The organism is Mesorhizobium sp. 1M-11 (assembly GCF_001303895.1).
GTDB lineage: Bacteria > Pseudomonadota > Alphaproteobacteria > Rhizobiales > Rhizobiaceae > Mesorhizobium.
Map to the genome: position 1 here is coordinate 498,528 of NZ_LJSD01000001.1, position 22,796 is coordinate 521,323.

Consider the following 22,796-nt stretch of genomic DNA (forward strand, 5'->3'; position numbering starts at 1 on the left):
CACTCTTTTATTTGGTCACCTTGGTCTGGATCGCCTGTTGCAGGTCTTCCAGCTCTTCGCAGCCGCTGGGGCAGAGCTTTTGCAGCGAGGCCAATTGCTCCCTGGCCTTTGTCATGTCGCCCGTTTCGACATAAAGTTCGCCGAGATATTCACGCGCCGCCTTGTGGTCTGGCTTCAGTTCGAGCGCTTTGTTGTAATAGGTGAGCGCGGTGCTGTAATCGCCTGTCTTGCGCAGCGTGAAGCCAAGCAGATTGTAGACATCGGGCTGTTGCACGTCCTGCGCCAGATCGCGCAGTTCCGCGAGTGCCCCCTGATAGTCCTTCGCGTCGATCTTCGCCCTCACCGCGGTCAAGTCCGGGGCGTCCGTCGATTCTATATCGTCGACCGCATAGGCCGGCGGAAACATGAGCCCGCTCGCGGCTGCCATCAGGCAGATGCCAGCCAGCATTCCAAAAAACCTTGTCATTGTCTTTCTTCCTTCTGCTTGCCGTCAGCTCTGGACGGTCGGCGTGAAGCCATAGGCGTTGCCGTCCTTGACGAAGGAACCGGTTCCCGGGAACGGAAAATGGGAGCCGCTGATCCTGATCTTGTCGGCTATGACCCGGTCAATAAGCTTGTGACGGGTGGCGATCGCGGTCGGGCCGTCCTGGTCGTAGCTGCCTTGCCATTCCGGATGCGGGGCAAGCAGCGCCGGCACATACATCGTGTCGGCGGAGACAAGGAACTGCTCGTTGCCCGATGCCACAAGGAAAACCGAGTGGCCGGGCGTATGCCCGGGTGCCGCAATCAGCTGTATCCCCGGAGCGACTTCAGCACCGTCCTCGACCAGTTTCCAGTTCTTCCACTTCGGAAAATTCTCGGCGATGCGCTTTCCGGCGGGCTTACGACCCGCGGGCAGTTGTTCGACGCGACCGGGATCCGTCCACCACTTGTATTCCTTGGCGTTGACGGTCAGCTCGGCGTTGGGGAATACCGGAGCGTTGCTGCCCTTTTCCATCAGCCCCCAGACATGGTCCGGGTGGAAATGCGAAATCATGATGGTATCGATCGCCTTGTAGTCGATGCCGGCGGCGGCCATGTTGGCCGGCAGATGGGTGGCATTGGCCTGCCACTGGCCGACGCCCGATCCCGCATCCATCATGATCAGCTTGTCGCCGATCTTGAGCACGACGACGGTGAGTGGGATGGGCATGAAATCGGTCGGCAGGCCCGCTTTTGCCAGCGCAGCCTTGGTGTCGTCGACCGAGGCGTTGGCGATGAAGGTCGGATCGTGCGGCTTGCGCCAGATGCCGTCATAGATGGCCGTGACTTCGACCGAGCCGACCTTGTAGCGATAGAATCCAACTGTCGGCTCTATCGGAGCGGCCGCCGATGCGGGGGCAATGAATTCAAGCTTTCCTGCAATCCCGAAAGCCGCAGCGGCAGCTGCGGATCCGAGCACCATGCGACGTGTCATGTTGAACATCGTGATCTCTCTTGTCTGATGCAACGATTTGAAAGCGGCCGGATGATCATTCACCCTGATGACAAGACCTGCCGCCTTCCGGATTTATTCCCAACCGTGAGATCTTTCTTTCGGCTGGTTCGCGAAGGCGTGATCGCGTTCGGATGTTCGAGGAGCGGGATTTCCAGCCGCTCCTCGAACAGGTGACGGTCAATCAATTGCCCCAGAGATCGTGATCGAAATCCATTGTGTCGATCTTGGCCTTGCCCGAAGCACCGGTCTTGATGCTGGTGTCGACATCCTTGCGCGGCTTGGGGACGGAAGCCGTCGTCGAGTGATCGACCGCAGCCATCGGCATGGCGCCGGGGTCGTAGTGATCGCTTCCCGCAAAGGCGGTGCCGGTGGCGATGACGATGCTGAGCGTGGTGAGAGCAACCTTGATCATGTCTCAATTCCTTGCCTTTGGTTGACGCGTGCCGTCTTGGCGCCGCTACAGACAAGACCTTGATTGCTCTGATTTTATTCCCGCCCCACGGTCTGTTTGTTTGGATTGTCGACCGATATCTGGAGCTATGTGCCGGGGCTCGCGCAATCATGCAAAATGAAGCGCGCGAGCTCTGCTTCGCACAGCAATCCCATGCGATCTTTGTCTCTCATTGTTCAGCTTTGCCGCCTCGGGCGAACGTCGGATCAGATCGCAGCCGCAGCCCGGAAACGGGTGACGAATTCATCGAGCCCCGACCGCTCCATGTCCGTGATCGCCCAGTAGGCGAAGGCTCGGTCGCTCCAGCTCACCATCGAAAACCCATCCGCCGAACGGTCGACGGGGCTGCTCGCCTCGCCACCATTCCGGGGCTGGGCGACAAGCGTGATCAGATGTTCGTTGTGGCGGTAGACCAACGCGGGAATGGGTTGTCCGTCAACGACCTCCACCCGGCCTCCAACGAGCGCAAATCCGTCCTTGGCGAGGTCGGGAGCCGGTGGCGACATGCCAAGCCGGCCATCGAGCCAGGGTTTGACCGTATGCCGGTCCGACGAGACGACGTCGACAGGGTTGGCGGCAAGCAGGCTGCGGCGATGGCCACTTGCAACGGCGGCAGCAAAATCATCCGAGCCGCCAGTCATTGCCCATTGTGTTGCGCCACTCGCCACCACCGCGGTAATGGCGATCGATGCGGCCAGGGCACGCCAATCGAACGTTGCGGATCGTGCGGACCAGCTCCGAAGGGAACGTTCGGTACGGGAGTGTGATGACGACGTGCGGAAGGGCAGAACGGATGGTTGCAGCGCCTGATGGGCATCGGCACCTCCGATAGCCTGGATGCGGTCCAGAAATGCCTTGCTCGGCTGCGGTTTCGGCAGCCTGTTCACGGCAACGCGCAAAGCCGCGATGCGCGCATGTTCGGCGGCAAGTTCAGGGTCGGCAGCGATGCGCCGCTCAACCGCCAAGGCGGTGGCTGCGTCGAGCTCGCCGTCGACCAGGGCATGGAGCATCATCGTCATTTCCGCCTTGTCCTTTGGCAAACCGTCTTTGTGCGCAGTCATCGCGCTCTCCCAAGGTCAGACATCAATTGGCCGCGCGCACGCGCCAGCCGCGACATCACGGTACCGATCGGCACATCGAGCATGGCGGCAATCTCACGATAACTCAGGCCATTTATGTCACGCAGCACGAGCGTCTCGCGAAACGGCTCCGGCAGCGCCGCTATCGCATCCTCCAAAGCGGCCAGATCGGCTTTGGCAATCAGATTGGCTTCCGGACCGTCATCGTCAGGAGAGTGATCCCGATGCCCGGCGCTCATATCGTCGAGATCGTTCAGATCACCAACGGCGACCACTTCGCGAGAACGGTTGCGGGCAAGCCACGTGTAAGAAGCGTTGCGCACGATGGTTAGAAGCCATGCCCGCGCGTTTCCGCCGGCATAGCCGCCGATCCCCGCATAGGCCTTCATGCAGGCCTCCTGCACGACGTCTTCGGCATCGGCTGCGCTGCCGGTGAGCCAGCGCGCCAAGGCAAGGGCATCGCCGAGATGGGGCATGACCACCTGGCTGAATCGAGCCTGCGCCTCGCCGTTCAACATGGCGATATCACACGCATTCCTCGCGGCCTTCCAGCGTTCGCGCAGAAACCATGCAGTGGATCGACGATACCCCTATTCGGCCGGAAAAGCCCTCGGCATTCGCAAAGTCGAAAACGCGGACGCAAATCGGGTCAAGACTGCTGCGGCGCATGATAATCTTCCTGTCTCGCGGATCATCCATGCAGAAGACCGCGCGACAGGGCAGATTATTCCCGACACGGGGCTATTTTTGTCCTTGGCAGCAAGACCGAGCCATAGCTCAACTGCTTTGCCGTCTGAGCCATCGGCTTCGAGCCTCGTGCTCAGAGGCAAGCTCAGCTTCATCCCAGTAGCCGATCAGGATACCCGGCACGATGGCGGGATCGAAATGGCGCAGCTTGTCGTCATCGCCCGTGAGCCATCGGTCTTCAACGGTGATGCGGTTTTTCGGCGTGGCCAGCCAGTGGAACAAGGCTCCCCGCAGATTGGCGACTATGTCCGCGAATTCGGGTTTTTGTCCCAGGTCGCTGAGTTCATGAGGATCGTTGGCCCGATCGAACAGCATCGGCGGCACGCCTTCGCCATGGATCAGCTTGTAGCGCCCGTCCGTAATCATCAAGAGGCGGCAGTCGCTGAGAGGAAGATCGAGCTTCAGCCTCGCAAGGTCGGCGCCATAGTCATACTCGCTGATCGCGTAGCGGCGCCAGTTATCCGGCTTTGGCCCATGCAGCAGCGGCGCCAGGGACCTTCCCTCCAGCACATGGGATTTCGGTTTGCCGCCGAAATGATCGAGGAAGGTTGGAGCCAGATCGATCATCTCGACCAGTGCATCCGACGTCGTGCCCCGGATTCTGTCGGCCTCCCTGGACGGGTCGTAGACGATCATGGGAACTTTGACCGAAACGTCGTGGAACATGTACTTCTCGCCGAGCCAATGATCGCCGAGATAATCGCCATGATCCGACGTGAAGACGATCATCGTGTTCTCGAACAGGCCACGTTCCTCCATGAAGGCAAACAGCTGGCCGAGCTGATCGTCGATCTGCTTGATCAGTCCCATGTAGCAGGGGATCACCTTTTCCCTGACCTCGTCGCGGGAGAAATTCCGCGAATAGCGCTCCTGTTGAAACGCCTCGTAGACCGGGTTCGCCGCGATACGCTCGGCTTCACTGCGAATTGCGGGTTGCACGTCGTCCTTGTCGTACATGGCGTGATAGGGTGCCGGCACGATGTAAGGCCAATGCGGCTTGATGTAGGAAAGATGCGCGCACCACGATTGGCCCGCGGCTTCCGCCTCTTCGATGAAACGCATCGCGCGACGCGTCATGTAAGGCGTCTCGGAGTGTTCCTCGGGGACGCGTGCGGCCTTGTCCGCATGGACCAGCAGCCAGCCGTTGAAGTTCTCGCCATCCTCGCCGGAACCTGAATTGGCCCAGTGTTCCCATGGGTTCTCGGCATCGAACCCCTGCTCCCGCAGATAGCTGTCGTAGGCCGGGTCGGGATCGTAGCTGCTTGACGGATGAAGCCCGTCATCGCGCTCATAGGGCTCGAATCCGCATTCAGAAAGATGGACCCCGATGATGGAATCGGCGCTGATGCCGAGACGCTCCATCCCTTCATGGTCTGCCGTCATATGTGTCTTGCCGATCAGCGCGCAACGGACACCGATCTCACGCAAATGATCGCCAAGCGTAGGCTCCCCCACGCGCAGCGGAACACCGTTCTGGGTCGAACCGTGCGAACGCATGTAGCGGCCTGTATAGGCACTCATGCGCGAGGGGCCACAGACCGTCGACTGCACATAGGCGTTGGTGAAACGCACGCCGCGGCTGGCGAGATGGTCGATGTTTGGCGTGGCCAGTGTTTTGTGCCCGGCGCAGCTCAGATAGTCGAAGCGCAGCTGGTCGCACATGATGAAAAGAACATTGCGGCGCATCGGTCACCTGTCGTTCTGTGTTTCTGTGGAGCGGTAGTGCCAAAAGAGCAGACGTCGCTCCAGTCGCTGGACCAGGTCGTTGACGATCAGGCCGACCATGGAAATAAAGGCTATTGCCGCCAGCCCATTGGCGATTTGAAAATTCTCCTGCTGACGCTGCAGGAAGACGCCGATGCCGTTGGTGGCAAGCAGCATTTCGGCCGTGACACTGACCAACAACGCCGAGGCGACGGCCAGCCGGACGCCCGTCGCGATCATCGGCAAGGACGCCGGCAGGTCGATGAACACCATCGTTTCGAGACGACGCAGGCGCAGGGAACGCGCCACGAGCGTAGCCATCGGATGCAGGGTCTTGGACGCCTCATACGTGTTCATGATCAGCGGAATGCCGGCGGCATAGGCGATGACCGCGATTTTTGCGGCATCGCCGGTTCCGGCAAAGAGCATCACGATCGGGACGACGGCCGGCGGAGGCAATGTCGCAAGCATGTCCAGGATCGGTTCCAGCACCGATCCAACCGCCTTCAAGCGGCCGAGCAGAATGCCCAGAGGAACCATCACGATCGCGGCAACGAAGAAACCCGCGGCAGCCCGCATCAAGGTGTACCCTATCTGCCCCACGATCTGCGGATAGAGCCGCCAGATGGAAACAGCCACCTGCCAGGGACCAGGGAACAACGGCGTGGACGCACGCCACGCCAGCACCTGCCAGGCGAGCAGAAGAACGACAGGCAGGACGAGAGCACTGTAGCCTTGGCGACTGCGTAGAATGCTCATGCCGCCTGCCCCGTCATGCGCGATTGCCAACCCGCGAATTTCCAGCGCAATCCGTTGACGATCGTGTTCATGATCAGGCCGTTCACGGCACAGACGAACATCAGTGCGTAGACTTCAGGGATACGAATGGCGAAGGCTTTGCGGATGAGCAGGAAACCCAGGCCGTCGTGACCGGCAAGCATCTCGGCAACGACAACCGCGATCAGGCTGATGCTGGAGGCGTAGCGGATTCCCGCAAAGATCTCGGGCATGGCTGCGGGAAGTTTGATTTGCCGCAGGATCTGCCACCGGCTCAGCCCAAGCATCTGGCCGGTACGGATCTGGACGTCCGACACGCTTGCGAGCGCTGCCACGCCATTGAAATAGGGAGGCCAGACCGTGACCAGAATGACGATGAAGGCATAGAGTTTGGGACCCAGTCCGAGCATGAACACGGCCATGGGCACCAGAGCTGCGGGTGGAATGGGCTGAACGAGTGCGGCGATGGGCGCGAAGCCGCGGCGGAAGGATGGGAAGAGATCGCCCAGCACGGCAAGGCCGATCCCCAGCATTGAAGCGGATGCCACCCCTATCAGGGCGCGGGAAATCGTACGCAATTCGGCCGAAACAAGTTCGCCGGACATCATCATGTCGCGAAAGCCAGCGGCGATTGCGAGGATGCTGGGAAAGTACTTTTCCGGAACCAGGCCGAGCGAGGCGATGGACTGCCAGGTCACGATGATGATCAGGAACGAGATGATAGCGCGGAATCCGGCCAAAATCTCCAGAAGCCGAAAGGATCCCATATTCAGGCTGCCGTGGCCGGTGCAGCGGTGCGCGACGACCGTATGCTCATCATGACGTCATGGCGCGCGGCAAGGAACCTGGGATCCTCGCGTGTGGTGATCTGATCGCGTCGTTTGCCGAGGTTGATAGGGACCTCGTGGTCCACGACGGTCGGGCGCCGCGTCAGCACCACGACGCGGTCGGCCATATAGACGGCTTCCTCGACATCATGCGTCACCAGTAAGCAGGTTTGCTGGAAACGCACTGCGAGATCGAGCAGGAGGTCCTGCATGTCGGCACGTGTCTGCGCGTCGACCGCGGCCAGGGGCTCATCCAGCAGCAGCAGTTCGCTTTGCGATGCCAGCCCGCGCGCAATGGCGACCCGCTGCTGCATGCCTCCCGACAACTGCCAGGGATATTTGTCTTCAAAGCCTTGAAGACCGACAGCTTCCAGCATTTCCTGGGCCTTGTCGCGCTTTTGCGCCGAAGACAGCCCTTCCACCCGCACCATGCCGAAGGCCACATTGTCGCGATTGCTCTTCCAGGGGAAAAGCGAACGTGAATAGTCCTGGAAGACCACGGCCACGCCGCGTGGCGGCGCGGTCACGGACCGTCCATTGAAGGTCACCGTGCCGGTGCTTGCCTTCTGCAACCCGGCAAGCGCAAACAGCAAGGTTGTCTTGCCGCATCCGGATGGGCCGACGATCGAGACGAACTCACCTCTGCTCACGGCGAACGAGATGCCGCCCAGCACCTGAAGCGCGTCCGTGCCCACGCCATAGGCTTTCGCCAGTTGCCGAGCTTCCAACACCACGTCCACAGTTCCCTCCCTCGGCAGCCGCTCCCGCTCCTCTCAGGGAGCCATGTTGGAGACCATGTCCTTGACTGGAACTTCCTGGGTGAGCATGCCAGCGCGCTTCATGGCATCGAGCAGGACCTGGACCTCAGCTTCGGAGATGGTCAGTTCGGGCTTCACCACAGGCAGTTTGAAATCCTTGGCGGCCTCGGACGTCAAACCGAGGAATTCGGTTGCCGCGGCTTCCATCGCCCCCCTGTCCGCCAGCAGCTTCTGGCGGGTTTCGAAGATCACCTTGCCGAACGTCTTCAACGTATCCGGATTCTTGGCAATGAAGTCGTCGGTCGCGAAAATGACATCGTTCAGCACCGGTTCGCGCTCGTCGGCGAGCACGCCCTCCGCCAGGATCTTGACGCCGACGGCCTGGTTCTTGGCGATCGATGAAAAGAACGGATTGACGGTGCATGTCGCGTCGATCGCGCCCTGTTCGAGAGCAGCTTCCTGCTGTGGAAACGGCAACACGACGAGCTCGACGTCTTCCATCTTGAGGCCCGCCTTGGCCATATGATCGCTCAACGTCAGCACACAAAGCGAACCGTTCGCGTTGACGGCCACCTTCTTGCCTTTCAGGCCGGCGAGGTCCGCAATGCCCGAAGCCTGTGATGCGATCAGCCAGGAGAATTTCTTGTCCGGATCGACCTCGTGGCCCAAGGCCATGACCATCTTGACGTTGATGCCGTTGATGCGAGCGTTGATCGGCGGCACCGGCGAAGCATAGCCGACATCGGCCGAACCGGATGCGATTGCGGCAACCACCGCAGGTCCGCCCTGGACTTCCGTCAGTTCGACATCCAGCCCGGCTTTGGCGAAGTCCCCATTCTTCTGCGCGACAAGGATGGGCAGGTCGGAATCGGCGAGCAGATAGGCAAATCTGAGCTTGGCGTTTTCCGCACCAGCCGCGCCGACACCAGCTACCAGAGCAGCTCCGGCAATAAGAGCAGCGGCGATCTTGCAGGCGATCCGTCTTCCGAAAAATATCGGCATGATGTTCTCCTCCGTGGTCCCTTCTTGCGGGGAGCCAGTTTTCGTGGCACGTTTTTATTTGATAATATCAAGGATAATTACCTGACAATGTCAACCAATAATGTAGAGCGATACGACGATGAAATGGAGGCCACGCCGCCGCCATGGGTCTATCCCCGCGACATCCGCGACATGTTCTCGTACCGGCTGGCTTTGCTGACCAAGGTCAACGATCGGCAGGCTCACGCGATGCTCATGAGCGACTACGGGCTTACGCTGGGCGAATGGCGAACGCTGGCCGCAATTCACTATCTCGAAAAGCCGTCCGTCCGCGCCGTGGCGCACGCGACGCAACAGGACGAGGCTCAGGTAAGCCGCTATGTGACTGGATTGATCAAGCGGGAATTGTTGACAAAAACAACAAGCACCGAGGACCGTCGTTCGATCCTTCTGGCGCTTACAACCACGGCAGAGAAACTCTACACGGAGGTGATGGATTTCGCCTGGAGACTGAACCGTGACATGTTTGTCGACCTCTCCAAGCGAGAACAGCAAACGCTGGTGAAACTCCTCGACAAACTGTTCCAATCGATCAATCGCTGAAGGACGCCAACCGGATTTTCGTTCGTCCGGCGGCGTCCCGACAGCGATGCAGAGATCAGTCTCGGTTAAATCCCATGCGAGCGAAACGCGCCGGATCGGTGCGCTGCAGACGCAGGGCAAGCATGTACCCCACGACTGCGGCAGCAGGGATCAACGACGGCAGGATGATGCCGAGCGCGCCGCCCGTCGTCCCGGTCAGATCGCCGAAATGCAGGAAGATGTAGACAAACAGCGCCGCCATCACCAGGCCGGATACCAGCGGCAGAATGAAGGTCGTCAGAGCCGAGCCCGTGTGACCTGAGCGGCGGAAGAAGGCGATCACCGCGACCGAAGTGACGGTCATCATCGCCAATACACCCAGCGTGCCCACCTGGCTGATCCAGGTGAACATGTTGAGCACCGGATCCAGCCCCAGCCCGGCAAACAGCGCCAGCACGATCAGCGCCCCGGCAGTCTGCACCACGGAGCCGACATGCGGGCTCTGGTGCGTGTCATGTGTCTGGCCGAACACCTCCGGCAACAGGCCTTCGCGACCCGCGACATAACTGTAGCGCGCAATGTAGTTGTGGAAGGCCGAAAGTGCCGCGAACAGACTGGACACCAGGAGGATGCCGGCAATGGTGGCCACCGGGCCGCCGGCATACTGGCCGGCCAGATCGAAGAAGAAGATCGAAGGATCGGGCAGCGCCTGGATCGTCGGAACCAGCTTGTCGGCACCGATGCCGACAATCAACAGCCAGGTCGTGAAGATGAAGAAGATGCCGATCATCAGCACCGACAGGTAGGTTGCCCGCGGTATCGTCTTTTCCGGATCGCGCGCCTCTTCGGCATAGATCGTCGTTGCCTCGAAACCGATGAAGCAACCCATGCAGAACAGGATCGCTGCCGTCAGCGAACCCGAGAAGATCGCGTTCTGGTCGAAGAAGTTCATGGAGAGCCCGTTCGCCCCACCCTTGCCGAGAATGGCGAAGTCGACGATCAGCACCACCAGATATTCCAGCGCCACCACGAAGACGAGGACCTTGGCCGACAGGTCCACCTGCCGGTAGCCGAGAAAGCCGACCAGCAGAAGGGCAAGAAGGCTCCACCCCCACCACGGCAGCATTAGGCCGAACTGGCCGAAGATGCCGCTGGCGATGCCGCCGAACAGGCCGATCAGGCCGAACTGCATCGCATTGTAGGCAACGAGCGCGGTGACCGCGACAGCGCCGGCGGCGCGGCCGCCCAGGCCACGTGCCGCATAGGCATAGAAGGCGCCGGCGTTGGTTACGTGACGCGACATGGCGACATAGCCGGCAGCGAAAGCCAGCATGACCAGGGTCACGAAGACGAACGTCGCCGGGACGCCGGTGCCGTTCCCCAGCATGAACGCCAGCGGCATCGCTCCAGCGACGCCGGTCAGCGGCGCTGCCGCCGAAATCACCATGAAGGTGACCGCAATCAGTCCCAGCGAATTCTTTCGGAGCTGATTGCTCCCTCCACTATTGATGTCGATAGCCTCTTCCTGAGCCATATTCCCTCTCCCATTTGTCACCGTTTTGCGGTGCTTATTGTGATGTTTGTCGAAATGACTTCCTGCACTTCGAAATGAAATCCATCGCCAGCCTGCTTCGGCAGTCCACACGCTTTGCAATCGCGATGACCGCGCCCTCCGGGAAGTCATCGTCGAGCGGTATCGCGCGGATCTCGGTGCCGTCAGGTCCGGTTTTGTTTTGCGGCTCCTGCGGAACGATCGAGTAACCCAGGCCTTGCGCCACCAATCCACGCACCATCGCCAATGACGGCGACTGCAGCCGGATCTGCGGCTTCAACTGGTTGCGTTCGAAAAAGGCGCCGACCGCGTTTCGAACAGAGGGATAATCCAGCAGGATCATCGGCAGGTCGGCGACATCGGCCAGCCTCAAGCTGGACTTCGCAGCCAGCGGATGGTCAGCGCTCAGCAGCACATGAGGCGCCGGCGGACATAGCACTTCGGTGTCGAGCTCAGGCTCGTCCACTGTCCCGAAAGTGATCGCCGCTTCGATCTTGCCGGCACGCATCTGTTCCAGCAGGTCATCGTGATCTGCCTCCAACAGGCTGAGATCGACGGCCGGTGATTGATTGGCAAAGTCCGCGACGAGGGAAGGCACGAACTCCGGCCCAAGCGTGATGAAGAAGCCGACACGCAGCTGGTTTTCCGGGCGCCGCGACTGGTGATCGTCCGGCGCGATCGGAATGGCGCGGCGATAGCCCCGATTGGCGTAGACAAGCGGTGAGCGTTGCCTGGACAGCTCGATCTGCTCGACCTCGCCGATGAGGATGAAATGTGTGCCCCAGAGCAAGGCGGTCTTGAGTTCGCAATCCAGCGAGACGATGGCGTCGTCGATGATCGGTGCCCCGGTCACGCCAGCATGCCAGGGGATCGCGCTGAACCTGTCATCGTTCAGATGTTTAAGACGGCCCGAAAACAAGTCCGAAACAAAACTCTGGTTACCGCTCAGCACGTTGGCGCAGAATCGCCGGTTCTTCCTGATCGCTTCGCCGGCAGGGCTGAGGTGATGGATGCTGACCAGCAGCGATGGCCGGGTCGTGTCCGCCGAGACCGACGTCATCGATGAAACGGTGACACCGAGCCGCCCTGCATCTCCATCCGTCGTCACCACGGTGACGGCGGAGGCGACGCGGCTCATGCCTTCCAGGAAATGGGCACGCAGGTCCGTATCCATGGCGTTCACCCCAGATCGAAGAAACGTTCCAGCTCCACATCGGGAATCTTGCGCCGGAACTCGTTGTGCTGGCTTTCACGCGTTGAGGAAAACGCCTCGACGAAGCGCGCTCCGAACCAGTCCTTGGCAAAGGCGGAGCCTCGCAGCCTTTCGATCGCCTCGGGCATGGAGCGTGCGAAATCGCGCGCCGGCTCCTGGCTATAGCCATTGCCGATGGTCTCGGCCTCGGGTTCGATCTTTTCCAGGATTCCCGCCACGCCCGCGGCAACGGTTGCGGCAACCGTGAGATATGGATTGGTGTCGGCGCCCGGCAGACGGTTCTCGACGCGGAGCGACCCCGCGTCGTGCCCCACGATGCGGAAGCAGGTGGTGCGGTTTTCATAGCCCCAGCTGAGACCGGGTGGAGCGAATGTGCCCGGTGCAAACCGGCGATAGGAGTTGACCGTCGGCTGGAAGAGAAGGGTCAGGTCGCCGATATAGGTCTGCAGGCCGCCCAGGAAATGACGGAAGGTCTGCGACACAGCGTTCTTCTGGGACGGGTCGTGGAAAACCGACTTGCCGTCGCGGTCCTTCAGCGAGACGTGAACATGGATCGACTGGCTGTCGGCCGCTTCGGTCCAGCGTGGCATGTAGGTGACGCATTTGCCTTGCCGCTGCGCGAGCGCACGCAGGAAGTTCTTCAGGAGTACCAGCTGGTCTGCCGGCTCCAGCCCCTCGCCCGCCGCGATGCAGGCCTCGAGGAACCCGCCGCCGATTTCCTCGTGCATCTTGGCGAGATCGATGCGCAGCGGCTCGCACATCGCGGCGACCGCTTCGTACCATTCCGTCTGTTCCACCTGGTAGAGCACGAGATCGTGGCTGTTGTGATGCGTCGCGGTCTTGAGATTGCGATAACCCTTGGCGCGCGCACTCTCCGTCGTCTCGTCGAACAGCGTGTATTCGAGCTCCATGCCGTAGCGAGGCACATATCCTGCATCACCGACACGACCCAGAACCCGCTTCAGGATCGAACGCGGGCACAGTTGGGCCGTTTCGCCCGAATAGTTGGACAATACCAACAGATCGTGCCCGGGCTTGGACCAGGGCAAGCGGCGCGTCGTCGTCGTGTCGAGAATGAGCGGATCGTCATGGAAATCCGACGTTCCATCGGTGACGCCGGGAACGACCTGGATCACGTCGGTCGGATCGAGCGCCAACGTGACGGGCGACATGCCCATGCCGCTTTTGGCAATGCCTTTCAGGCTGCCGGCAGAAACCATCTGCCCGCGCAGGAGCCCGTTTGTGTCGACCATCGCAACCGTAGCGAACCGGCTGGTCGGATCGGCCAGATATTCATCAACTGTCATGTTCCACCTGCTGCAGGGAATTGGCGCTTATGAGCGCTTCTAATGTGGCAACGTCCTCTGCCGGCCGGGTCGAATAGGCCTTCAGGAAAACGCGCAAGCCGTTGTTCACATAGCGTTCGATTTCGGCCCGGCTCGGCCGATGGTCCGGCATATAGAGGGCCTGGTTTCTGGGCGCCGACAGGATCAGGCCCCAGAGATCCTGGGCCGCAAGTTCCGCGTCGTCGAAAACCAGCTGGCCGTCCGCACGACGGCCCTCGAGATATTCCATGATGCCGCGCAACAGCCGGTCGGGACCCGACTCCTGGTAGGCATGACCGATCTCGGGGAAGCGATGCACCTCGCCGATGATGAGGCGGGCAAGCGACAGCAGATCGGGGCGCAGGACCGTATCGGCATAATCCCATGCGAATCCCAGAAGATCGGCGACCATGCCGTCGCCGGATGGGTGCTGGAAGAACTCCAGCATCAGGTCGCGCTCGCCCAGCAGCATGGCTGAGAACAGCGCCTCCTTGGATTCGAAATACTGGTAGAGCGTCGGCTTCGACAGGCCGGCCTGGAGGGCGACAGCATCCATGGTTGCGCCCGAGTAACCGGTTTCGGAAAACACCTTCAAGGCAGCATCGAGGATACGCCGTTCGCGAATGATCCGGTTCTGTTGACGGCGCGGAAGAATGGTCATTTCGGCAGCTTCCCAAGGAATTCCAGCAGGACGCGGTTATACACCTCTGGCTGCTCCACATTGCAGACGTGCCCGGCATCCATGATGGTTTCGTAGCGCACGTCAGGCATCGGGGCCTGATCCAGGATGCGGCGCGCAACCCCACGGATCTCGGTCGGGGAAGCCAGCCTGTCATGTTCGCCCGTCATCATGAGAACCGGCATGTCCAGGCGCGAAAAATCGAACCGCTCCGGCGGGTTCGTGAAGCACATAAGCGCATCGCGATAGGTCGTGGCCGGTATCGCCGCCATGGACTGCAACAACTGCGCCTTGGTCACATCCGACGCGTTCGGACCGGCCAGCACCTTCACGACCGATGGCGCGAAATCAGCAGGAGTTTGGCCGGCGTCGATCGGCACCAGCCGGCTGACGCGAAAGGCTTCCCGCTCCTCAACACCCGCTTCCGACATGCCAGTGCAGCCGCCGGACAGCACCAGACCCGCCAGTAGGTCCGGATGACGCATGGCAAAGGATGTGGCGATCCAGGAACCATAGGAAAGACCGACCAGCACCAACCTGTCCGCACCCAGTGCCTCTCGAACGTGCAGGATGTCGGCACAATAGTCATCGATGGTGGATTGGTCCGGGCCGAGCGTGCTGTCGCCATATCCGCGCAGATCAAGCGCAGCCGCCGACATGATGCTTCCGGCAGCAGTCAGTTGCGGCAGCCAATTGGCGCGTCCGCCACCGATGCCATGCAGGAACAGGCAAAGCGGTCCCTGTTTCCTGGGCGTGACCGTCAACGCCAGGCGCGGTGCCTCTCCAAAGCTCAAATCCTCGACTTCGACCGACGGAAACACTGTACCGACCTGAGTTTCGGCCTGACATTCAGCCTGCTTGGAAAGCGCATCGATCCCGGCTTCGAAAATCGGCCTGGTCCCTAGGCAGACTGAAGCGGCGCGCGCTGCATCCGGCGCCTCCACATCGGCGGCCCATTCGATGCTGCTGCCGCCGTCCTTGGCCGGTGAGACCGTGAAGCGGGCATCATAACGGTCGATGCCGGCAATCCCCTCCAGATGGGTATAGGCAAGCGAGCGATCGCTATCGCTGAGAAAGGTCAGGCGCTCGCGATAGAGCGTGTCCTCGCCACGTGCCTTGAACGCGCGAACCAGTGATCCTCGCGCGTCCCGTTCGGCACGAATGGTTGCTATCCCTGGATGCCAATGCCCGCAGAAGTCGCGAGCTACAGCCCATGCCGCCTCTGGCGAGGCGGAGCTGCGGCCGATGACCTGGACCCGATCCCGCGCCATGGTGGTTAGCGGACCGCCCGGGCGCCGCTGCCACTGTCGCCTCGCCACAGCGAGGTACGGGCGCCGCCCTCGTCACCCGGGGCATGGTCGAGCTCATCCATTTCGTAGAGGGAGAGCACGCCGAGATAGTCCTCCATGATCTCGGAGGTGAACGGCAGCATCAGCGCGCCGCAGCGGCTGTCGCGATACATGCGCTCCAGCGGTAGCGACTTCAGCATCGACTGCCCCCCGCATGTGCGGATCGCCATCGAGGTCATCTCGGCAGCACCTTCCATCACATTGTACTGGGCGGCATACATGCGCTGCACTTCGGCCTTGTTGGGGAACCCCTTGGATTCGCTGAAAGCCTGCCACCACAGCGCGCGCATGTTGGCGAGCCGCGCGTACATCTTGCCGACGGCGATGCGCTTGGTGGCATACATGCGGCGGTCGACCGGAGGCTGGCCGGGTATCCTGCCCTTGAGGTAGTCCACCATGAAATCATAGGCGCCCTGCGCGATGCCCATATAGGTGGGCGAGAGTGTGATCATCATGTGCGGCCAGTTGGGGAGCGTCTTGTTGAAGATGCCGCGCGGCATCAACAGGTCGTCGGAGCGAACAAAGACATCCTTCAGGATCAGGTCGCGGCTGTTGGTGCCACGCATGCCGAGCGGGTCCCAGTCGCCTTTCACCGACAGGCCCGGTGTGTCCTTGTGGACGACGAACAGCATGGTGTCCTCGTGCCGCGGCTCCTGGCCTTCGAACACCTCGGTGCAGACGATGGTGTAGTAGTCGCAATAGCCGGCCAGCGAAGCGAATTTCTTGAAGCCGTTGATCATCCAGCCGCCATCCACCTTGCGGCACTGCGTCTGGTTGGGCTTCGAGGTCCAGTTCTGTCCGCCTTCGGAGATCGGCTGGGAGAAGATCGCCTTCTCGGCGATGGCGCGACGAAACTGACGCTCGCGCAAAGGCGCGAAGGTCGCTTTCTCCTCAGGCGTCAGGTTCGGCATCTCGAACATGAAACGCGACCATGCCATCGACGAATTGTGCATGTTGAAGGTCAGCGCGGTGGCACCGCAATATTTGCCGATTTCGGCGCCGACCATGGCGTATTCGAACATCGAAAAGCCCCAGCCGCCGAATTCCTGCGGGATGCAAAGGCCGAGAAAGCCTTCTTCGGCGAGATCCCTGTAGTTCTCGACCGGGAAGGAAGCATCGTCGTCCACGCCTTTGGCACGGCCGGCGAAACGCTCGCGACCGAGTTCGTTGACGCGGTTGAGGACTTTCTGGACCTCCGGCCGGATGCGCGACAGGTCGTAATAGTCGGTAATTTCGCTCATTCTTGGTCTTTCCTAAGAGGCGTCAAAGCGCCAGTTCGCCCTGCAGGACGCCGTCCTTGACGACGACCGTTCCGTCGAGCGTGATCGTGCAATTGCGCATCGGCAGATCGAAGTGGCCGAGCGTGTAGCGGCCGGCATATTGGTTGGCCCCTGTAGACCAGAGGAACGAGCCTGCCAGCGCGCGAAACTCGACGGCCTGCATATCGCGCTTGTCGTACATCGCAGCCGACACCCAGCGTGCGTGCGGATGCATGCCCCAGCCGACATGGCTCATGCCGTAGGCGTTGCGGTCTTCCCAGGCTTCCATGTATTCGCGGAAATGAATGGCATCGATGCCGTCGCCCTTGATCGCAGTGACGAAGTCGTTCTCGACCGTGAAGTCGATGCGGCTGGTCAGCGTGCTCTTGAACGTCAGGTTCATGTCGCCAACGTCCATGACGATCCGGCCGTTGACGCTGTTCTGGCCCGGAAAGGCCAGGCACAGGCCGCCCGGCCAGTGTGCGACGTCACCTGGCTTGGTGCCGAAGCCCGGTGTACCGCCACAAGGCGCACCGCGCAGATCGATGACAAGATCCGTACCGGCGGCGGAGGTGACGCGCATCTCTTTTGCATCGCGCAGCATCTGCACACCCAGTGCCACCTTCGGGCCAAGCTCGGCCATCGGCTCCGTGCGTTCGAGAATCTCCGGATGTTCGTTGCAGACCACCAACAGGCGTGTGTTGCCGGCTTCCTCGATCTCCGGCCATTCCGGAGCGTGGATCAGCCCCTCCACCGTGCAGTCGACGATGACGTCGACGCGCTTCAGCGCTTCGATGACGGCGCGGTTCTGCTGGATGGCCCAGGACGTGCCGGTCGACTTCACCGGCACCGGCGCCGTCTGACGCGGCGTCGGCATCTGGATCATGCAGTATTCCGCACCGAGATCGTGCAGCGCCAGATCCGAAAGATGAATGAGAACCGGCCGCGACTGTGTCTCCGACAGCACGGCCACCTTGGTGCCTGCACCGATGGCGTTGAGCGCGAAAACTCGGCGGAAGCTGGCAAGCCACTTCCCTTCGATGCGTTCTTGCAGCATCGCTTCCTTCCCATTGATGTATCGCTGTTTTTGCGATTTTCTTTACTTGTCAGTTAAGTTTTATCGCCGCGCGCAATTTGTCAATAGGATTTTCGAAAATTATGGCTTGTCCGACAGAATCTCCGCGAAGGCGGCCTGATGTTCACGCCAGGTCGGGCGGACCAGGCTGAAGGTATCGCGGCTACGGACGTAATCGCTGCCGTAGGAACGGGCGACGAGGTCGAGTTTCGGGGTGTCGATATGCGCCCGCTCAGGGTCGAGCACGAACTGATCGGCTATGTGTACCGTTCGCACGTGGCCAATGACGACAAGCTGCGTCGGCCCTGTTTCGACCGTCGACAGGGAAACGCACTCGAAGGCGACAGGACTTTCGGCAATACGGGGCGGGCGCACCCTGTCGGAAGCCAGGGTTTCCAGTTCCGCCAGCCTCAGTTCCTCGATCCCGGGCGGCGCATCGATCGAGGTGATGTTCATGGCCCGCACAAGCCGCTCGGGCACGAGGTTGACCACGAACTCGCCGGTATCGAGGATGTTGCGGGCCGTATCCTTGAAGCCCCGGCCGGGGCTGGCAAGGATGCCGAGCGCTATGGTTGGCGGCGCCGACCCCATCACATTGAAGAAGCTGTAGGGCGCGGCATTGACACGCCCCTCGGCATCTTGCGTCACCACCCAGGCGATCGGCCTCGGCATGACGGTGGCGGCAAGGAGCTTATAGGCGTTCTGCGTGCCGACATCCTCGAGGTCGAAACGCATCAGGCCTCGCGCACCGCCGGCTTTGCCCGCGTATCCACGACGAGGCTGAAGACATCCGGTCTCGCATAATGGCCCGTGACATCGAAGTCGAACTTCGCACGCATGACTTCGCCCGGATCGATATCGGCATACAGGATCGTCTCGCCGGTGAAATCGGGACCTGCGAGAACCTTGCCGAGCGGGCTGACGATGGCAGACCCGCCACGCATCATCACCAGATCCGGATCGTCGCCCAATGCGCTTTCGTGGTCGGAGCCATACGCCCCCCGCGTTATGTATTGGCAGGCGGTGAGCACAAAGGTCCGCCCTTCAAGCGCGATATGCTGCATGCTCGGCAGCCAGGTGTCGCGATCGTCCGCCGTAGGCGCGCAGTAGAGCGTCACGCCCTGGTGATACATGTGCATGCGCAAGGCAGGCATGTAGTTTTCCCAGCAGATCACGGCGCCGATGGTGCCGATATCGGTACGAAACACCGGCATGGTGGAGCCGTCGCCGAAACCCCAGATCAATCGCTCTCCAGCTGTCGGCATCAGCTTGCGATGCTTGCCGACCAGTCCCCTTTCGCCATCGAAATAGAGCACGGTGCAATAGAGCGTGGCTCCATCGCGCTCGATGACACCGATGACGGCAAAAGCCCCGGTTTCCGCAGCGGCTTCAGCCAGTAGCGCCACTTCCTCTCCATCGAGGTCGATCGCGCCGGCGTGGTAATGGGCAAAGGCCGCACGCCCCTCGGGCTTCCTCATGCCGATGGGAGCGCCGAAGCTTGCCCCTTTGGGATAGCCGCCGACCAGGGCCTCCGGGAAGACGACAAGCCTGGCTCCGTTCGCCGCCGCTTCACGCAAGCGCCCAGCCGCGGCCTCGGCGGTGGCGCGCGCATTGTCCGGCACGGAAGCCATCTGAACGACAGCCGCTTTGAATGTCTGGGTCATGGCGTTACTCCGGTGTTGCGTCGACGACGGGATGCCGCAGCGAACCAATGCCTTCCACACAGGCGACGATGGTGTCGCCCGGCCACATCCATTCCTGCGGACTGCGCCCCGCACCGACACCTTCAGGCGTGCCTGAGGCAATGATATCTCCCGGCTCCAGGGTGATGCCCGAGGATATGTCCGCAATCAGGTCGTCGACCTTGAACAGCATATGACGCGTGTTCGAGCGCTGCTTCTCCACGCCGTTCACTGTAAGCCAGAGATCGAGTGTCTGGGGATCCGGCATCTCGTCCGCGGTGACGATACACGGACCGAAGGGAGCATAGCTGTCCTGTCCCTTGGAAAAGATCCACTGTCCCGCCCGCCTGTTATCGCGAGCCGAAACGTCGATCATCACGGAATAGCCGAAGACATGATGCAGCGCATCCTGCCTGGCGACGCGCCTGGCCGTGGTGCCGATGATCACTGCCAATTCCACCTCCCAGTCGAGTTGCTGGGTGATCTTGCCGTTATGCTCTATCCCCTCCCCGGGCCCAATGACCGACGTCGGCGGTTTCGAGAAGATCACGGGCTGCTTGGGCAGGTCCTTCGCGGTATCGAGCGACTTTGCGCTTTCAGCGACATGCTCGACATAGTTCAGCCCGATGCCGAAGATGTTCTTGCGTGGCCTGGGGATCGGAGCCAGCAGCTTCACATTGGCCAGCGCCACTGCCGTTCCCGTCGGGAACCGGCCATTGGCCGCAGCCAGACAATCACGCAGCGTCTCCAGGCCAGGCCGACCGGCATCGATCAGATCCAGCATGCTTGCAGGCAAGGCCTTGCCCTGCGACGCGGCCAGGGCCGCAACGTCGACCACCAGATCGTCGACGATCACGCCAAGCCTTGCCGCAGCCTCGACCGAGGCGCGATAGGTCACAAGTTTCATTATGTTTTTCCTTAGAGAAGCGGCTGGAAGCCGCCATTGTCACCGAAGGCCTGCTCGCGATAGAGGCCGAGCGCCCGCATCACCGGAAGATCCGACAGGCAGAACAGGCAGGCATCGTCACCTTCCGAGCCGTTGACATGCTCGTGCCACGCCCAGGACGGCACACAGAAGATGTCGTGTTCCTGCCAGTCGTAACGCTTGCCGTTAATGATGGAATGGCCCTTGCCCTTGGCGACATGATAGAGGCCGCTGCCGGTATGGCGGTGGGCCTTTGTGTGCTCGCCCGGGCGCAGCATCTGCATGCTTGCCCCCATGGTCTGCATGACAGGCCCCTGCGTCACCGGATTCATGTACTCCATCATCACACCGTCGAAGGGCGAACCCTCCGTGCAGGCCGAATATTTTGTCAGCGCTTCGTAGGTCGGAGCCCATTCGTACTTGAACATCGGGCTGTAGCCCTTGTCCCAGCCCTGCCCCGTCGGCTTCAGCCCGGGGTTGCCCCAGGTCCTGGTCATGTCGTCGACCGCGAATCCGACCGCCTGGCGCAGGTCCGGATGCACTTCGTAGAAGTTCGCTTCCATCGCGTTGACAAACGGGATGTCCAGCCCGTCCTGCCAGATGCAGGGTGAGCCGGTGGCCTCGACGCCATGTTCGTGCCAGGTGCCGTTGGGAGTGAGCACGAAGTCATTCGCGCCCAGTGTCATCTTGTGGCCGTCGACGACCGTATAGGCGCCGGAACCTTCCATGATGAAACGGATCGCGGAAGCCGAATGGCGATGCGCGCTGGCGACTTCGCCCGGGTTCATCACCTGCAGCCCGGCATAGAGCCACCCGACGGCTGCCGCAAATTCGGTTCGGCCGGGATTGTTCAGATAGATCACCCGACGGCCCGCCTTTTCCGGCGTCACCAGTTGCACCGAACGCAGGACATGCTCGCGCAGATCCCGGTAACGCCAGACGACCGGCACTGATTGCGACTTCGGCTCCCACGGCTCGATCTTGTTTGCGACGGTCCAAAGCGCGCCGGCTTTGAAACGCTCGAGGTCCTCGTAGTACGCCAGCAGCTCAGGCGTATCCTCGACATTTGCCCGCCCGGCGACATCCTCCCGATGGTTCTCGCGCGATTTCATCATCGAACCCTCCTGTTCGCAATCCGGTTGACTACCAGCATGGGTCATCACTTTTTCGAAAGCAATAATTATTTTCGAAAATCTTTGGAATTGCCGACAAACAGAGCCATAGGCTAGTGTCCCAGACAAAGGAATCTTGTCATGACCCTTGCCGAGAAAGCTTACGACGCCCTGCGTCACGATATCATTCGCGGCGAACTGGCCCCAGGGCGGCCGCTGCGCCTCTCCGATCTCAGCGAGCGCTACGACATGGGGTTTTCGCCCCTTCGGGAAGCCCTGAATCGTCTGCACGCGGAGCGCCTGGTTACGGCGGAATCCCTGCGCGGCTTCCGCGTGGCACCGCTGTCGCTCGATGAGCTGCACGATGCGGTGAACGTTCGCATCAAGATCGAATGCGACGCGCTTCGCGCTTCAATTGAGCTCGGCGACGACAATTGGGCGGCAGGGATCGTATCTGCCCTTTACGCCCTCAACCTGCAGGTCGGCCGAACTGGTCCGGACGCCGATATCTGGACGCTTGAGGCACGGCACTATGCTTTCCATCGCGCCTTGCTGGCCGCCTGCAATTCACCTTGGACGCTGGAGTTCTTCGAGCGTCTTTATGCAGCGACGGAGCGCTATCGAATTCCGACGCTGCTGGCTGCGACGCAGCCTTCCGGACGGGACGTGCAGGCAGAGCATGGCGCACTCGCTCAGGCGACGCTTGATCGCGACGCGGAAACGGCAACGGCGCTGTTGGAAGCGCATTATCGAAAGACCGCCAGCTATTTGACCAACGTCTTTGGCGCGAATGAACCTGACGGTCTTGCCGCGACCGGGTAAGCAACCGAAAACCTGTGCCTCGTCGAACCTAATACCCCGCACAGATTGGGTTTTTCCGCCTGCCGTCTGGCCGAGAGGGTTCCTTTTGCCGAGCGTGGCTGGATACCCCACCCAAGTTGGTGGAACTTAGCTCGGCCATTCGGGGTTATTGGATATCCTTTATTGCGATGGTGTGTGGTGGGGATCGCAGATGACAGGCAGCGAGGCTGCCAGACTGGTCAGCGATGAGCAGAATACACCCGGCCCGAGAAGGGCGTCGTTTCGCAACCGCGGACAATTTGCCATACCGCGGGCACAGTATAGCTGTCGGCTGCGCACTCCTGGCGCTGATCGGTTCAGCGTCTCTGGGCACCCCGGCGAGCGCGCACAACGCGCCCTCTGGCTGGAGTTACGATATCGAGTGCTGTTCAGGGATTGATT

The 22,796-nt window shown here is 61.2% G+C and carries 23 protein-coding genes; 2 read left to right on the plus strand and 21 right to left on the minus strand.

All coding sequences use genetic code 11. The features are described 5' to 3' along the window. Positions 1–7: 7 nt before the first annotated feature. The 10 genes from AO692_RS02255 to AO692_RS02300 form a co-directional block, all read right to left on the minus strand. On the minus strand, positions 8–448 hold the full coding sequence (locus AO692_RS02255; RefSeq protein ID WP_054308385.1) for a tetratricopeptide repeat protein: 441 nt from the start codon (positions 446–448) through the stop codon (positions 8–10). Positions 449–490: 42 nt separating this feature from the next. Further along, positions 491–1,465: an MBL fold metallo-hydrolase gene (locus AO692_RS02260; RefSeq protein ID WP_054308460.1), complete on the minus strand. Its 975-nt coding sequence runs from the start codon at positions 1,463–1,465 to the stop codon at positions 491–493. Between the two features lie 193 nt (positions 1,466–1,658). Continuing rightward, a complete protein-coding gene (locus tag AO692_RS02265) occupies positions 1,659–1,889 on the minus strand; it encodes a DUF680 domain-containing protein (RefSeq protein ID WP_054308386.1) in 231 nt (76 codons plus the stop codon). A gap of 245 nt (positions 1,890–2,134) precedes the next feature. After that, positions 2,135–2,989, minus strand: coding sequence for an anti-sigma factor (locus tag AO692_RS02270; protein WP_054308387.1), 855 nt, complete (start codon positions 2,987–2,989; stop codon positions 2,135–2,137). Continuing rightward, positions 2,986–3,525: a sigma-70 family RNA polymerase sigma factor gene (locus AO692_RS02275; RefSeq protein ID WP_054308388.1), complete on the minus strand. Its 540-nt coding sequence runs from the start codon at positions 3,523–3,525 to the stop codon at positions 2,986–2,988. Before AO692_RS02275 ends, AO692_RS02270 begins: the two co-directional genes overlap by 4 nt. Positions 3,526–3,784: 259 nt before the next feature. Further along, positions 3,785–5,440: an alkaline phosphatase family protein gene (locus AO692_RS02280; protein WP_054308389.1), complete on the minus strand. Its 1,656-nt coding sequence runs from the start codon at positions 5,438–5,440 to the stop codon at positions 3,785–3,787. Between the two features lie 3 nt (positions 5,441–5,443). Beyond that, a complete protein-coding gene (locus tag AO692_RS02285; RefSeq protein ID WP_152979671.1) occupies positions 5,444–6,217 on the minus strand; it encodes an ABC transporter permease in 774 nt (257 codons plus the stop codon). After that, a complete protein-coding gene (locus AO692_RS02290) occupies positions 6,214–6,975 on the minus strand; it encodes an ABC transporter permease (RefSeq protein ID WP_161808028.1) in 762 nt (253 codons plus the stop codon). The genes AO692_RS02285 and AO692_RS02290 overlap by 4 nt, the downstream gene beginning before the upstream one ends. A 29-nt stretch (positions 6,976–7,004) precedes the next feature. After that, positions 7,005–7,802 carry an ABC transporter ATP-binding protein gene (locus tag AO692_RS02295; protein ID WP_162839652.1) on the minus strand — a complete coding sequence of 266 codons (798 nt, stop codon included), beginning with the start codon at positions 7,800–7,802 and terminating at the stop codon, positions 7,005–7,007. 33 nt (positions 7,803–7,835) lie between these two features. Beyond that, complete coding sequence (locus AO692_RS02300) at positions 7,836–8,822, minus strand: ABC transporter substrate-binding protein (protein ID WP_054308392.1); 987 nt, start codon at positions 8,820–8,822, stop codon at positions 7,836–7,838. Positions 8,823–8,846: 24 nt separating this feature from the next. On the opposite strand from AO692_RS02300, the gene AO692_RS02305 reads away from it, so the two are divergent. Then, a complete protein-coding gene (locus tag AO692_RS02305; RefSeq protein ID WP_152979673.1) occupies positions 8,847–9,404 on the plus strand; it encodes a MarR family winged helix-turn-helix transcriptional regulator in 558 nt (185 codons plus the stop codon). Positions 9,405–9,459: 55 nt separating this feature from the next. On the opposite strand, the gene AO692_RS02310 is transcribed toward AO692_RS02305, so the two are convergent. From AO692_RS02310 to AO692_RS02360, 11 genes are all read right to left on the minus strand, one after another. Then, a complete protein-coding gene (locus AO692_RS02310; protein ID WP_054308394.1) occupies positions 9,460–10,917 on the minus strand; it encodes an APC family permease in 1,458 nt (485 codons plus the stop codon). 34 nt (positions 10,918–10,951) lie between these two features. Next, positions 10,952–12,109, minus strand: a complete 1,158-nt coding sequence (locus AO692_RS02315) for a LysR substrate-binding domain-containing protein (RefSeq protein WP_054308395.1) — start codon at positions 12,107–12,109, stop codon at positions 10,952–10,954. Between the two features lie 5 nt (positions 12,110–12,114). Next, positions 12,115–13,455, minus strand: a complete 1,341-nt coding sequence (locus AO692_RS02320; protein WP_054308396.1) for a glutamine synthetase family protein — start codon at positions 13,453–13,455, stop codon at positions 12,115–12,117. Further along, positions 13,445–14,134 (minus strand): TetR/AcrR family transcriptional regulator, encoded by a 690-nt coding sequence (locus tag AO692_RS02325; protein WP_054308397.1) that lies wholly within the window; start codon positions 14,132–14,134, stop codon positions 13,445–13,447. Before AO692_RS02325 ends, AO692_RS02320 begins: the two co-directional genes overlap by 11 nt. Next, positions 14,131–15,423 (minus strand): alpha/beta fold hydrolase, encoded by a 1,293-nt coding sequence (locus tag AO692_RS02330; RefSeq protein ID WP_054308398.1) that lies wholly within the window; start codon positions 15,421–15,423, stop codon positions 14,131–14,133. Before AO692_RS02330 ends, AO692_RS02325 begins: the two co-directional genes overlap by 4 nt. Before the next feature lie 5 nt (positions 15,424–15,428). Then, on the minus strand, positions 15,429–16,742 hold the full coding sequence (locus AO692_RS02335; RefSeq protein WP_054308399.1) for an acyl-CoA dehydrogenase family protein: 1,314 nt from the start codon (positions 16,740–16,742) through the stop codon (positions 15,429–15,431). Between the two features lie 22 nt (positions 16,743–16,764). Then, positions 16,765–17,817 (minus strand): hypothetical protein, encoded by a 1,053-nt coding sequence (locus tag AO692_RS02340; protein WP_054308400.1) that lies wholly within the window; start codon positions 17,815–17,817, stop codon positions 16,765–16,767. A gap of 99 nt (positions 17,818–17,916) precedes the next feature. Next, entirely contained in the window at positions 17,917–18,570 is a 654-nt protein-coding gene (locus AO692_RS02345; protein WP_054308401.1) for a flavin reductase family protein, read from the minus strand. Then, entirely contained in the window at positions 18,570–19,499 is a 930-nt protein-coding gene (locus tag AO692_RS02350) for a carbon-nitrogen hydrolase family protein (RefSeq protein WP_054308402.1), read from the minus strand. The genes AO692_RS02345 and AO692_RS02350 overlap by 1 nt, the downstream gene beginning before the upstream one ends. Before the next feature lie 4 nt (positions 19,500–19,503). Beyond that, complete coding sequence (locus AO692_RS02355) at positions 19,504–20,424, minus strand: fumarylacetoacetate hydrolase family protein (RefSeq protein ID WP_054308403.1); 921 nt, start codon at positions 20,422–20,424, stop codon at positions 19,504–19,506. Between the two features lie 11 nt (positions 20,425–20,435). Beyond that, positions 20,436–21,557: a cupin domain-containing protein gene (locus AO692_RS02360; protein WP_054308404.1), complete on the minus strand. Its 1,122-nt coding sequence runs from the start codon at positions 21,555–21,557 to the stop codon at positions 20,436–20,438. A 138-nt stretch (positions 21,558–21,695) separates the two neighbouring features. On the opposite strand from AO692_RS02360, the gene AO692_RS02365 reads away from it, so the two are divergent. Beyond that, entirely contained in the window at positions 21,696–22,376 is a 681-nt protein-coding gene (locus AO692_RS02365) for an FCD domain-containing protein (protein ID WP_082407172.1), read from the plus strand. Positions 22,377–22,796 lie beyond the last annotated feature (420 nt).